Source organism: Streptomyces sp. BR123 (assembly GCF_013401435.1).
Lineage (GTDB): Bacteria > Actinomycetota > Actinomycetes > Streptomycetales > Streptomycetaceae > Streptomyces.
In genome coordinates this window covers 1-13,340 of sequence record NZ_JACBGN010000031.1, presented here as the reverse complement: position 1 = coordinate 13,340, position 13,340 = coordinate 1, and the positions used below count along the sequence as shown (strand labels likewise).

Genomic DNA, 13,340 nt, shown 5'->3' with positions numbered 1-13,340 from the left:
CCGCAGTGCCGGAATCCGGTCAGGCAGTCGGCCGGTCAGACGCCCAGCTGAGCCGGCCCCTCGGTGGCGATCTTCTCGAAGACACCCTGGTCGGCAGCGAAGTCGGAGTCCGGGATCGGCGCGTGGATCACGAGTTCGGTGAAGCCGAGTTCCTGGTGGCGCCCCGCGAAGTCGACGAAGGCGTCCACGGACGCCATCAGGGTGTTGCGCTCCGGGGTGAATCCGGTCAGCAGGATCTTCTCCATCGGTTCGACGTCGCGGCCGATCTCCGCGAAGGCCTTCTCCAGCCGGGTCAGCTGTCCGCGCAGTGCCTCCAGCGACTGCTCGGGGGTGCCGTCCTCGTAGAGCTTCGGGTCGCCGGTGGTCACCCAGGCCTGGCCGTGGGCCGCCGCGAGCTTCAGCCCGCGCGGTCCGGTCGCCGCGACCGCGAACGGCAGGCGGGGCCGCTGCACACAGCCGGGGATGTTGCGGACCTCGTCCGCGGCGTAGAAGGTGCCGCGCTGGCTCACCGCCGGCTCCGTCAGCAGCCGGTCCAGCAGGGGCACGAACTCGGCGAAGCGGTCGGCGCGCTCGCGCGGGGTCCAGGGGTCCTGCCCGAGGGCGGTCGCATCGAATCCGTTGCCCCCCGCCCCGATGCCGAGGGTGATCCGCCCGCCGGAGATGTCGTCCAGCGTCATGAGCTCCTTGGCCAGCGTCACCGGGTGCCGGAAGTTCGGCGAGGTGACGAGGGTGCCCAGGCGCATGCGCTCGGTGGCCGCAGCCGCCGCCGTCAGAGTCGGGATCGCGCCAAACCACGGGAGGTCCCGGAAGGACCGCCAAGACAGGTGGTCATAGCTGTAGGCGGCGTGGAATCCCAGCTCCTCGGCCCGTACCCACTGGTCGCGGCCGCCCTGCCGCCACGGTCGTACCGGGAGAATCACAGTGCTCAGACGCAAACTCATGCGTTCGAGACTACGGCCCTGCTGTGTTTCACGTGAAACACAGCAAGCCGATGTTTCACGTGAAACATCGCCACCGGGCGTCCGGGCGGACCGGGTCCGCGTCCTCCACTGCAGGACCATGGGTGAAGATGGAGCGGTGACCTCGGCTCCCCAGCGCCCGGACGGGCCAACCCCGACTCCCCGGCTCATCGCCACCGATCTCGACGGCACCCTGCTGCGCGACGACAAATCCGTCTCGCAGCGTACGGTGGCCGCGCTCGCCTCCGCCGAAGCGGCCGGGATCGAGGTCTTCTTCGTCACAGGCCGACCGGCCCGTTGGATGGACGTGGTCAGCGATCACGTCCACGGCCACGGCCTGGCGATCTGCGCGAACGGCGCGGCGGTAGTCGACCTCCACGCCGGACGGGACTTCGTACGGGTCCGGGCGCTGCCCCGGGCGACGGCACTGACGGTGGTGGACACCCTGCGCCTTGCCGCTCCCGGCACGTCCTTCGCGGTGGAGACCACCTCGGGCATCAACTACGAGCCGCTGTACCCGCCCTTCTTCCAGGACCCGGGCGCTCATGTCGCCACCGCGGAGAAACTGCTGCGCGTTGAGGCCGACGACGCCTCCGCCCCGGTCCTGAAGCTGCTCGCGCACCACCCCGAGCTGGCCCCAGACGAGTTCCTGGCGCTTGCACGCTGCGTGGCGGGCGACCACGCCTCGATCACCCGGTCCAGCCCGACCGCCCTGCTGGAGATCAGCGGCCTGGGCGTCTCCAAGGCCAGTACCCTGGCGCTGTGCTGCGAGGAGCGCGGCATCGCCCCGTCCGAGGTGGTCGCCTTCGGCGACATGCCCAACGACGTGGAAATGCTCAGCTGGGCCGGTACCTCGTACGCCATGGGCAACGCGCATCCGGATGTGATCTCGGCTGCCTCCGGCCGCACGGTCGCCAACAACGAGGACGGGGTCGCCGTCGTCATCGAGCAGATCCTGGCCGGCCTCGGACAGCCGCAGCAGCTGCTCTAGGCGTCAGAGCGGGACTCAGAACGGGGCCTCCCACACGAGGGTGGTCCCGCCGCCGCGCTCGCCGAGCCCGGGGCCGTACGAGCTCGACCCGCCCAGCGACTCGGCCCGTCGGCGCAGGTTGCGCAGCCCGCTGCGGCGCCCGTTCTCGCTGATGCCGATGCCGTCATCGGCGACCTCCAACCGCACCCCGGGCCGCCCGTCGGGCAGCGTGACGGTGGCGTCCACCACCACCTCGATCCGGGACGCCGCCGCGTGCCGGAACGCATTGGACAGGGCCTCGCGCAGTGCGGCGATCAGGTTCTTGCCCACCTGCTCGCCGACGACCGTGTCGAGCGGGCCGAGGAAACGGTGGGCGGGCTTGAAGCCGAGCGGCACGGCTGCCATATTGATCTCCCGCAGCACACGGGTCCGCAGGCCCGAGGGCGCCTCCGCCGGCCCCTGCTGGAGCGCGAAGATCGCGGTGCGGATCTCCTGGATCGTCAGGTCGAGTTCGTCCACGGCCTTGCCGACCCCGTCGCGCACCTCAGGGACGTCGGAGCGCCGCCGCGCACTCTCCAGCATCATCCCGGTGGCGAACAGCCGCTGGATCACCAGGTCGTGAAGGTCCCGGGCGATCCGGTCACGGTCCTCGAACACCGCGAGCCGCTCCCGGTCGCGCTGCGTCTCGGCCATCATCAGTGCGAGCGCCGCCTGGGAGGCGAACTGCGTGGCCAGGGTCCGCTCGGCCTCGCTGAACGGCCGCTCGTCGCGGGCCCGCGGGGTGACCAGGGCACCCAGCACCCGACCGCCACTGTGCAGCGGCAGCATCATGCAGGGCCCGTACGGGCTGGTCAGCGGGCCGGCCATGCGGGGGTCGGTCGCGGCGTCGTCCACGAAAACCGGCTCTCCCCTCAGTAGCCTGGCCACGACCGGGCTCTCCGCAGGGATGACCAAGCCGAGCGAGGCGGCCGGGGCGTCGGCGGAGACGGCGACGATCTCCATCCCGCCGTCTTCGGCCGGGAGCATCACGACCCCGGCCGAAGAGCCGGCGAGGCGTCGGGCCTGTTCGGCCACCACGGAGAGGGCGTCATCCGCGTCCCCGCCCGACAGCAGGGCCGTGGTGACGGCCACCGAGCCGTCGATCCACCGCTCCCGCTGGGTGGCGGCCTCGTACAGCCGGGCGTTGCCGATGGCGATGCCCGCCTCGGTTGCCAGCACCCGGACCATGTGGACGTCGTAGTCGCTGAAGTCGCCGCCGCCGTTCTTCTCGGCGAGGTACAGGTTGCCGAAGATCTCCCCCTGCACGCGGATGGGGACACCCAGGAAGGTCTTCATCGGGGGGTGATGCGGCGGAAAGCCCGCCGAGCGGGGGTCCTTCGTCAGATCGGCGAGCCGCACGGTGCCGGGGTGCGAGATCAGCGCTCCGAGCAGGCCCCGCCTGCCGTCCGGGCGGTGCCCGATGCGCTCCGCCACTTCGGCGTCGATGCCGAAGGTGACGAAGTCCGACAGGCCACGGCCCTCGGTGCCGACGACGCCGATCGCCGCGTAGCGGGCATCCGCGAGCTTGGCAGCGGTCTCGCAGATCCGGTCCAGCGTGGAGTGCAGCTCAAGGCCGGTGCCGACCGACCGCATGGCCTCCAGCAACTGCGGCACCCGTGCAGTGAGCTCGGTGGACAGGCCCTGCAGACTTCGGGTGGCCAGGGTGGCGGCCTCCAGCGGGTCCGGAGCCGGGGAGGCTGGATCCGGCGCTTCCGGCGACTCCTGCAGCGACATGCTCGTGACCCTAGTTAGTCCGTTTTACCGGGGGAAAGTCAGCCAGGGCGACGTCGGCCGCCGCCTCCCGCTCCAGCATGCGGCGCAACGGGCCCTCGACCACGGAGAGCTCGGCGAAGGCGCCGCGCTGGACAACGGCTCCGCCGTCCAGGACGAGGACCTCGTCCACCGCTTCCAGACCGGCCAGCCGGTGCGTGATCAGCACGGTGGTGCGGCCTTGGGTTGCGGCCAGCAGGTCCGCGGTCAGTGCGTCGGCAGTCGCGAGGTCCAGGTGCTCGGCCGGCTCGTCCAGGACGAGGACGGGGAAGTCAGCGAGGAGTGCACGGGCCAGGGCCAGGCGCTGGCGCTGACCGCCGGAGATCCGCTCACCGTGCTCCCCCACCAAGGTGTCGAGGCCGTCCGGCAGCCCGTCGGCCCATTCCAGCAGCCGAGCCGCAGCCAGGGCCCCGCGCAGCTCCTCCTCGCCTGCTGCGGGACGGGCCAGCCTCAGGTTCTCCCTGACCGAGCTGTCGAAGATGTGGGCGTCCTGGGCGCACAGGCCGACGATCCGGCGGACCTCGTCGCCGTCGAGCAGGCGCGCGTCGGTCCCGCCCAGGGTGTAGGAACCCGCGCGCGGGTCCAGGAACCGGAGCAGAACCTGGGCCAGGGTGGACTTGCCCGCGCCGGAGACCCCTACGACGGCGGTGCGCCTCCCTTCCTCCAGGGTGAGGTCGAGGCAGTGCAGGGCATCGCCCTCCTGGCCGGGGTGCCGGGCGGTCAGCCCCGCCAGGCGCAGGGGGAACGGCGAGGCGGGCACCGGCTCGGGCCGCTCCGGCTCGGCCACCGCAGCCGGGGCGTCGACGACCTCGTAGACCCGCTCGGCGCTGCGCCGCACCCGCTGCCGGAACTGCACCGCCTGCGGCAGCCCGGTCACCGCTTCGAAGGCGGCCAGCGGGGTCAGTACGGCCACGGCCATGGCCACCCCCGACAGCCGCCCGTCCTGCACGGCACCGGCGGCGAAGGCTGCGGCGGCCACCACGGTCAGCCCGGACACGAGGACCGACAGTCCGCTGCCGAGGCCCGTGGCGGCCGCGCCGCGCGCGGTGATGGCGGTCAGGGTCCGGTCGCTCTCCTGCACGGCGTCCATGCGCCGTCCGAGCGCGCCGGCGACGGTCAGTTCGGCGGTCCCGGTCAGCACGTCGGCCGTACGGGTGGCGAGTTCGCCCCGGGCGGGTGCCAGTCGGCGCTCCGCACGGCGGGAGCAAGCCCCGCTGAGCAGCGGCACCCCGATCCCGGCGGCCAGCAGCCCGACGGCGAGGGCGGCCCCGGCCTCGGGCAGCAGCCAGGCCGTGAACGCGACCGACCCGCCGCCGACAAGGGCTGCGGTGCCCACCGGCAGCAGCCAGCGCAGCCAGTAGTCCTGCAGGGCGTCGGCGTCTGCCACCAGGCGGGCCAGCAGGTCCCCACGCCGCCGCGCGGGCAGGCCTGCGGGTGCAATGCGCTCCAGCCGCCGGAAGACGGACACCCGGAGGTCGGACAGCATCCGCAGGACGGCATCGTGCGACACCAGCCGCTCCGCGTACCGGAACACGGCCCGCCCGATCCCGAACGTGCGGGTGGCCGTGACGGCCACCATCAGGTAGAGCACGGGAGGCTGCTGGGAGGCCCGGGAGATCAGCCATCCCGAGACGGCCATCAGCCCGACGCTGCACCCGACGGCCAGCGCCCCCAGCAGCAGCCCGAGCCGGAACCGGCCCTGCCAGGCCTTGGCCGCACCCCTGACCCGGCGCAGCGGATGCCGCCCGGCGGATGCGCCCCAGCCGGCTCCGGCCGACGTGCTCCGCGGGGCGGTGTCCGCGGACTCCGGGGTCCGCGGCGCCGGCACCCGGCTCTCCGGAACCCGGCGGTCAAGGGTCCGACCCTCCGAAAGCCGACTCTCCGGAGCCGGGCTCGCCGCGGGCGCACCCGCCGGTCCGGAGCCGACCTCCACCACCCGGTCCGCGAGGGCCAGGAGCGCCGGCCGGTGCACGACCAGCAGCACGGTCCGCCCCACCGCAAGGCGGCGCACCGCCTCGACCACCGCGGCCTCGGTCTCGCCGTCCAGCGCTGCCGTCGGCTCGTCCAGCAGTAGCACGGGCCGGTCCGCCAGGAAGGCGCGCGCCAGTGCGATCCGCTGGCGCTGCCCGGCGGACAGCCCGGCGCCGCCCTCGCCGAGCACCGTCTCGATGCCGCGCGGCAGTGCCGCCACGAACTCTCCGGCTCCGGCGTCGTCCAGAGCCGCCGCCACGGCGGCGTCGGAGGCGTCCGGCCGGGCCAGACGCACGTTCTCGGCAAGGGTTCCCGCGAACAGGTGCGGCCGCTGCGGTACCCAGGCGATCCGCTCCCGCCACTGCCCCGGCGCGAGCCCGGCCAGGTCAGCGTCCCCGATCCGCACCCGGCCCGCGGTCGGTGCCGTGAACCCCAGCAGCACGTGGAGCAGGGTGGACTTGCCGGCCCCGCTGGGGCCGGTGAGGGCCACGCACTCACCGGGCCCGACGGTGAACGAGACCGGCCCTGGCGAGTCCTCGCCCCGCCCGGGATGCCGTACGGACACCCTGTCGACCTCGATCCGCAGTCCGGAGGGCTCCGCACCGGGCACGCCGACACCGAAGGTGCTGACCACAGCGGCCGGCGTCTGAAGGACCTCGAAGACCTCCTCCGCCGCCGCCAGCCCCTCCGCAGCCGCGTGGTACTGGGCGCCGACCTGCCGCAGCGGCAGGTACGCCTCCGGCGCCAGGATCAGGACGACCAGGCCGGTGTAGAGGTCGAGTTCCCCATGGACCAGCCGCATGCCGATGGTCACGGCGACCAGCGCCACCGACAGCGTCGCCAGCAGCTCCAGCGCGAAGGACGACAGAAACGCGATGCGCAGGGTGCGCATCGTCGCCCGCCGGTAGTCCTCGGTGATCCGGCGGATGGACTCGGCCTGCGCCTTGGCCCGGCCGAAGACCTTCAGCGTCGGCAGGCCCGCCACGACGTCGAGGAAGTGCCCCGACAGCCGGGACAGCAGCCGCCACTGGCGGTTCATCCGTGACTGAGTCGCCATGCCGATCAGCACCATGAACAGCGGGATGAGGGGCAGCGTGACCACGATGATGGCCGCCGACACCCAGTCCTCGGTGACGATCCGGGCGAGGACCGCGACCGGCACGGCCACGGCCAGCCCCAACTGGGGCAGGTAGCGAGCGAAGTAGTCGTCCAGGGCGTCCACGCCCCGGGTGGCCAGCGCCACAAGCGACCCTGTCCGCTGCCCGCTCAGCCAGCCCGGCCCGAGACCGGCGGCCCGCTCCAGGAGCCGGGCCCTCAGTTCCGACTTGACCGACGCGGCCGCCCGGTGGGCGGCGAGCTCGGTGAGCCACGCGAGCAGGCCGCGCCCCACCGCCACGGCCGCCAGAAGAAGCAGCGGCGTACGCAGTTGCCCGCCGTCCAGTCCCTCCTCGAAGGCGCCGACCACGATCTCGGCGATGAGCATCGCCTGACCGATGACCACCCCCGCCCCGGCACATCCGAGGGCCACCACCGCAGCCAGAAAGAGGCGGGTGGAGCGGGCGTACCGCAGCAGGCGCGGGTCGATCGGTTTCACGTGAAACATCCCCCGGATCAGGGTCGGTACAGATCAGGGTCGGTACAGATCAGGTCAGTGCGTGTCGGCGATGTGCTGCGTGCCGATCCGCTTGCGGAACACCCAGTACGTCCAGCCCTGGTAGAGCAGGACGACCGGGGTGGCCACGGCCGCACACCAGGTCATGATCTTCAGGGTGTACGGGCTGGACGAGGCGTTGGTGACCGTGAGGCTCCAGGTCTCGTTCAGCGAGGACGGCATGACGTTCGGGAACAGCGTGAGGAACAGCATCGCGACAGCAGCCGCGATCGTGACCCCGGACAGGGCGAACGACCAGCCCTCACGGCCTGCAAGGTTGCAGCCGAGGGCGCCGACCAGGGCCGCCACCGCAACGATCAGCACGACCAGGCTCCAGCTGTCGCCGCGCAGGAGCTGGGTCCATCCCAGGAACACGACGGCGAGCACCGCGGTGATCACGCCGAGCCGGGTTGCCAGCGCCCGTGCACGGTCCCGGATCTCACCGACCGTCTTGAGGGCGGTGAAGACCGCGCCGTGGAAGGTGAACAGGGTGAGGGTGACGAGGCCGCCGAGGATCGCGTGGAAGTTGAGCAGGTCGAAGAGAGTGCCGACGTACTCCTTGTTCTGGTCGATCTTCACACCCCGGGCGATGTTGGCGAACGCCACGCCCCACAGGAACGCAGGGGTCAACGAGGTCCAGAAGATCGCGTGTTCCCAGTTGGTCTGCCACCGGTCCTCGTCCCGCTTGTGCCGGTACTCGAAGGCGACTCCGCGGATGATCAGGCAGACCAGGATGAGCAGCAGCGGCAGATAGAAGCCGGAGAACAGGGTGGCGTACCAGTCGGGGAAGGCGGCGAAGGTCGCACCGCCCGCGGTGAGCAGCCAGACCTCGTTGCCGTCCCACACGGGCCCGATCGTGTTGATCAGGACCCGCTTCTCCTTGCGGTCCCGGGCGAGCAGCTTGGTCAGGACACCAACCCCGAAGTCGAAGCCCTCCAGGAAGAAGTAGCCGGTCCACAGGACGGCGATGAGCACGAACCAGACGTCGTGGAGTTGCATGGTGTGGTCCCCTCAGCCTCAGTACGAGAAGGCCATCGGCCGGTCGGAGGAGTCGTGTCCGCCGACCTTGGTCGGCGGGTTGAGGTCGGCTTCGGTGAGCTCGGGCGGGCCGGCTTTGACGTACTTGACCAGCAGCTTGACCTCGATCACGGCGAGTACGGCGTACAGGGTGGTGAAGACGAGCATCGAGGTGAGGACCTCGGCCTGGGAGACCCCGGGCGAGACCGCGTCCCTCGTCCGCAGCACTCCGTAGACGACCCACGGCTGGCGGCCCATCTCGGTGAAGATCCAGCCCCAGGAGTTGGCGATCAGCGGGAAGCCGAGCGTCCAGACGGCGGCCAGCCAGTACAGCCGGGTCAGACGCGGGCTGAGAGGCTTGGTGAACAGGACCAGGTGCGGCCGTTCGTCCTCACCGGTCCGCAGGGCATGCGGCAGCAGGAACTTCCTCCTGGTCAGCCACAGGCCGACAGCACCGATGCCGAGCGAGGCCATGCCGAAGCCGATCATCCACCGGAAGCCCCAGTACGCGACGGGGATGTTGGGCCGGTAGTCGCCGGGGCCGTACTTCTCCTGCTCGGACTTGTTGACGTCGTTGATGCCGGGCACGAACGAATCGAAGTCGTTATCGGCCAGGAAGGACAGCAGGCCGGGCACCTCGATCGCGACCTTGTTGTGGCCCTTGTCGACGTCGCCGTAGGCGAAGACGGAGAACGGGGCGCTCTCCTCGCCGTCCCACAGGGCCTCGGCGGCAGCCATCTTCATCGGCTGCTGCTTGAACATGACCTTGGCGAGGGTGTCGCCGCTGACCGCGACGAGCGCGCCGCCGACGACGACGGCGACCAGGCCCAGCCTCAGCGAGGTGCGCATGACCGGGATGTGCTTCTTGCGCAGCAGGTGGAAGGCGGCGATGCCCACCATGAAGGCCCCACCTGTCAGGAGCGCCGCGGTCAGCGTGTGGAAGACCTGCGCCAGGGTGGTGTTCTGCGTCAGGACGAGCCAGAAGTCGGTCAGCTCGGCGCGACCGGTTTCCTTGTTGATGCGGTAGCCCACCGGGTGCTGCATCCACGAGTTCGCCGCGAGGATGAAGTACGCGGACAGCACGGTGCCGAGGGACACCATCCATATGCAGGCGAGGTGGATCTTCTTCGGCAGCTTGTCCCAGCCGAAGATCCACAGCCCGATGAAGGTCGATTCGAAGAAGAAGGCTATGAGCGCCTCGAAGGCCAGCGGGGCCCCGAAGACGTCGCCGACGAACCGCGAGTAGTCGGACCAGTTCATGCCGAACTGGAACTCCTGGACGATGCCGGTGACGACACCCATCGCGATATTGATCAGGAAGAGCTTGCCCCAGAACTTCGTGGCCTTGAGGTACTTCTCCTTTTCGGTGCGCACCCACGCGGTCTGCAAGATCGCAACCAGTGCGGCGAGGGAGATCGTGAGGGGGACGAAGAGGAAGTGGTAGACGGTCGTGATGCCGAACTGCCAGCGCGCCAGTGTTTCCGGCGCCAAAGCTACGTCCACGTCGTCATCTCCTTCGGGTCGCCGTGGTCATGGCCGAAGTCAGCCCGCCGCATTCCGCCCACGACGGGCGAAAACAGACGAGCTTGTGAACGCGTTCACATTCACAAGCATTATGGCGCACCGCTTCCGACGACTTTCAGCCGGGGGGTCCCTGGGTGCGATTCTCAACAAATTGTTGAATGGCATCCGTGGACGAGGCCCCGCCCCAGCGTGGACGAGGCCCCGCCCCAGCGTGGACGAGGCCCCGCCCCAGCACGGCGCCGGCCCGAAGCCCTCCTGACCTCCGCCGCCGCCTCACGGGCGCAGAGGCCTCCTTCAGCACCGGCATGTCGGCCGGCCCCGGAGCCCGACGCCCGCCAGGCTGGTGGCCCGTGCCACGTCCTCGGCTCCTTCGACGGCGCCCCCGCCCGCCGGCCACCGTCCGCGACGGCGACCCGGTCCGGGTGGAACGGGCGAGCGAGCGCCCGCCCTCTCCCGGCGCTACGCCCTACATCTCCTTGAGGAACGCCTCCGCGGTGTGCAGGAAGATGTCGTTCGCCTCGCACTCACCGATCGTGATCCGCAGGCCCTCGCCCGGGAAGGGCCGGACCACCACGCCGGCCTTCTCGCAGGCCGCGGCGAACTCCAGGGTCCGCTCGCCCAGCCGCATCCACACGAAGTTCGCCTGCGTGTCCGGCACGACCGTCCAGCCCTGGCCGAGCAGCCCCTCGTGGACCCGGGTGCGCTCGGCCACCAGCGAGCCGACGCGGCCCATGAGCTCGTCCTCGGCGCGCAGCGAGGCGACCGCCGCATCCTGGGCCAGCTGACTGACGCCGAAGGGCACCGCCGTCTTGCGCAGCGCCGCGGCCACCGGCTCGTGTGCCACCGCAAAGCCGATGCGCAGACCGGCCAGGCCGTAGGCCTTGGAGAAGGTACGCAGCACGCAGACGTTCGGGCGGTCGCGGTACAGCTCGATGCCGTCCGGCACCTCGGGGTCGCGGACGAACTCGCGGTACGCCTCGTCGAGGACCACCAGGATGTCCGAGGGCACACGCTCCAGAAAGCGCTCCAGCTCGGCGCGGCGCACCGCGGTACCGGTGGGGTTGTTGGGGTTGCAGACGAAGATCAGCCGGGTCCGGTCGGTGATCGCGTCGTACATCGCATCGAGGTCGTGCACGTCGCCGGGGGTCAGCGGGACCTGTACGGACTTCGCCCCCGCAATCTGCGTGATGATCGGGTAGGCCTCGAAGGAGCGCCAGGCGTAGATCACCTCGTCGCCGGCGCCGGCGGTCGACTGGACCAGCTGCTGTGCCACGCCCACCGAGCCCGTGCCGGTGGCGATGTGGTCGGCGGGGACGCCGTACCGCTCCGCGAGCTCGTTCACCAGGCCGGTGCAGGCCAGGTCCGGGTAGCGGTTGAACCGGCCGGCGGCCGCCACAGCGGTCTCGAGCACGCCGGGCAGCGGCGGGTACGGGTTCTCGTTCGAGGACAGCTTGTACGCGACGGAACCGCCCGCGGCGGCGGGCTTGCCGGGCTTGTAGACGGGGATGCCGTCCAGCTCGGCGCGCAGCTTAGGGGTCTTCTCGCTCACCGCAGGTCCTCCTAGACCATCCCGTCGGACGTCGCCGTCGACTCAATACTGCTCACCTTAAGAGGATTCCGCTCCGGCGAAAATGGCAGCGCCTGGATTGCGGGGGAGCGCACGCATATATGCGTGCGCCGGTGGCCCGCGCCCTGGCGCGCATCCCTCGTACAGGTGAGTTGGGAGCGCCCCAGGGGTGTGCTGTTTTGGCATGCTCGGACCCGCCGACAAGGGGCCCTTTCGCTCGCGACCCTCAAATACCTTGATTTCCAAGGTCATTGGGGTGCCGAACCATGCAGAAAGGTGCCTGTCAACGCGTGCATATGCACCCAGGTCGCCCTCCCCACCGAGCCCTACTATCGGCTCGCCATGACAGCAGCAGGGAAGCATCAGGTGAGCCGGAGCGAGACCACCCGACGGGCCGCCGGCCGGCAGGGCCGGGCCGGCATCAGGGACGTGGCCGCCGCGGCGGGCGTCTCGATCACGACAGTCTCCGACGCGCTCAATGGCAAGGGACGGCTGCCCGACGCCACCCGCCGCCACGTCCGCGAGGTGGCCGACCGGCTGGGGTACCGCCCCTCCGCCGCAGCCCGCACCCTCCGTACCGGCAAATCGGGCCTCATCGGGCTGACCGTGACCACGTACGGGGATGAACCTTTCACCTTCACCGAGTTCGCGTACTTCGCCGAGATGGCGAGAGCCGCCACCTCGGCCGCGCTCGCCCGCGGCTACGCGCTCGTCATCCTCCCGGCCACCTCCCGGCACGACGTGTGGTCCAACGTCGCACTCGACGGCACCGTCGTGATCGACCCCTCCGACCACGATCCCGTCGTCACCGAGCTGGTCCGCCAGGGCCTGCCCGTGGTCTCCGACGGGCGCCCCGCCGGATCCCTCCCGGTCACCGCCTGGGTCGACAACGACCACGAGGCGGCCGTGCTCAACCTGCTGGACCACCTCGCCGCCGCCGGAGCCCGCCGCATCGGGCTGCTGACCGGGACGACCACGGACACCTACACCCACCTGTCGACCACCGCCTACCTCAACTGGTGCCAGCGCGTCGGCCAGGACCCCGTCTACGAGTCCTACCCGGCCCACGACCCGTGCGCGGGTGCGGTCGCCGCCGACCGCCTCCTCGCCCGGCCCGACCGCCCGGACGCCGTCTACGGGCTCTTCGACCCGAACGGCACCGACCTGCTCGCCGCGGCACGCCGCTACGGCCTGCGCGTTCCCGAGGACCTGCTGCTCGTCTGCTGCAGCGAGTCCACCGTGTACGCCACCACGGAGCCGCCGATCACCACGCTCTCCCTCAAACCGCGCCGCATCGGCACCGCAGTCGTGCAGTTGCTCATCGACGCCATCGAGGGGGTCGACACCGGCCGCACCGTCGAACAGGTCGTCCCGACCGAGCTGATCGTCCGGACTTCCTCGCAGCGCAGGAGGCCCCGTACGACGATCAGCCCGCCGCGGTCACCCGCGCAGGACTGACCGTTACACCGCCGGACCGGCGGAGCCGGTGGTCCCGCCGGAAAGTTCGACAACGCCGATTTCGGGATAAAGCGGCAGGAACGATTGGTTCCGCGCAGGATTCACCACCCCTGGTGCGTCACACAGCGCGAGCCGCATTCCTATGATGGGCGCACGACATCACGGATCCTCCGAGCCGGAGGGCGGGAGGATCCGCAGGTGTACGGCAGCGCGACGGTGGTGGAGGGGTCGATGACTCAGGGGGCCGGTCAGGGACCCGCGATGCGGACGGAGACGCTGCGGGACTTCCGGGTGCCGGTCACCGAACCCCATCCCTACGGCGTGCCCGCGCGTCTTCCCGAAGAGGCCCCGGTCTACGGCGAGTACCCCGCGTACTACGGCGAGCCCGCGCCCGCCCCCGGAGCGGTACCGCCG

The 13,340-nt window shown here is 71.0% G+C and carries 8 protein-coding genes and 1 pseudogene; 3 read left to right on the top strand and 6 right to left on the bottom strand.

The features are described 5' to 3' along the window. Positions 1-35 precede the first annotated feature (35 nt). Positions 36-941 (bottom strand): LLM class flavin-dependent oxidoreductase, encoded by a 906-nt coding sequence (locus HYE82_RS07780; RefSeq protein ID WP_179173205.1) that lies wholly within the window; start codon positions 939-941, stop codon positions 36-38. Positions 942-1,059: 118 nt separating this feature from the next. Here HYE82_RS07780 and HYE82_RS07775 point away from each other — a divergent pair, with 118 nt between their 5' ends. Continuing rightward, entirely contained in the window at positions 1,060-1,950 is an 891-nt protein-coding gene (locus HYE82_RS07775) for a Cof-type HAD-IIB family hydrolase (RefSeq protein WP_179173204.1), read from the top strand. A 15-nt stretch (positions 1,951-1,965) separates the two neighbouring features. Here the strand turns inward: HYE82_RS07775 and HYE82_RS07770 are convergent, their stop codons facing one another. The 5 genes from HYE82_RS07770 to hisC form a co-directional block, all read right to left on the bottom strand. Beyond that, positions 1,966-3,702 carry a GAF domain-containing sensor histidine kinase gene (locus tag HYE82_RS07770; RefSeq protein WP_179173203.1) on the bottom strand — a complete coding sequence of 579 codons (1,737 nt, stop codon included), beginning with the start codon at positions 3,700-3,702 and terminating at the stop codon, positions 1,966-1,968. A 10-nt stretch (positions 3,703-3,712) separates the two neighbouring features. Then, the gene (gene cydD, locus HYE82_RS07765) at positions 3,713-7,303 is read right to left on the bottom strand and encodes a thiol reductant ABC exporter subunit CydD (RefSeq protein ID WP_179173202.1); all 3,591 of its coding nucleotides are present in this window, start codon (positions 7,301-7,303) and stop codon (positions 3,713-3,715) included. Positions 7,304-7,357: 54 nt separating this feature from the next. Beyond that, complete coding sequence (gene cydB / locus HYE82_RS07760; RefSeq protein ID WP_179173201.1) at positions 7,358-8,359, bottom strand: cytochrome d ubiquinol oxidase subunit II; 1,002 nt, start codon at positions 8,357-8,359, stop codon at positions 7,358-7,360. A gap of 18 nt (positions 8,360-8,377) precedes the next feature. Next, positions 8,378-9,880 carry a cytochrome ubiquinol oxidase subunit I gene (locus HYE82_RS07755; protein WP_179173200.1) on the bottom strand — a complete coding sequence of 501 codons (1,503 nt, stop codon included), beginning with the start codon at positions 9,878-9,880 and terminating at the stop codon, positions 8,378-8,380. Between the two features lie 487 nt (positions 9,881-10,367). Continuing rightward, positions 10,368-11,450, bottom strand: a complete 1,083-nt coding sequence (gene hisC, locus HYE82_RS07750) for a histidinol-phosphate transaminase (RefSeq protein WP_179173199.1) — start codon at positions 11,448-11,450, stop codon at positions 10,368-10,370. A gap of 360 nt (positions 11,451-11,810) precedes the next feature. Between hisC and HYE82_RS07745 the strand changes: the two genes are divergently transcribed. Both HYE82_RS07745 and HYE82_RS37830 read left to right on the top strand, forming a co-directional pair. After that, positions 11,811-12,926: a LacI family DNA-binding transcriptional regulator gene (locus tag HYE82_RS07745; RefSeq protein WP_179173228.1), complete on the top strand. Its 1,116-nt coding sequence runs from the start codon at positions 11,811-11,813 to the stop codon at positions 12,924-12,926. A 216-nt stretch (positions 12,927-13,142) separates the two neighbouring features. Next, positions 13,143-13,340, top strand: a pseudogene (locus tag HYE82_RS37830) (serine/threonine protein phosphatase); the annotation flags it as partial.

Coding starts and splice junctions, on each gene's coding strand:
- HYE82_RS07780 (WP_179173205.1), bottom strand. CDS start 941: ATGAGTTTGCGTCTGAGCACTGTGATTCTCCCGGTACGACCGTGGCGG.
- HYE82_RS07775 (WP_179173204.1), top strand. CDS start 1,060: ATGGGTGAAGATGGAGCGGTGACCTCGGCTCCCCAGCGCCCGGACGGG.
- HYE82_RS07770 (WP_179173203.1), bottom strand. CDS start 3,702: ATGTCGCTGCAGGAGTCGCCGGAAGCGCCGGATCCAGCCTCCCCGGCT.
- cydB (WP_179173201.1), bottom strand. CDS start 8,359: ATGCAACTCCACGACGTCTGGTTCGTGCTCATCGCCGTCCTGTGGACC.
- HYE82_RS07745 (WP_179173228.1), top strand. CDS start 11,811: ATGACAGCAGCAGGGAAGCATCAGGTGAGCCGGAGCGAGACCACCCGA.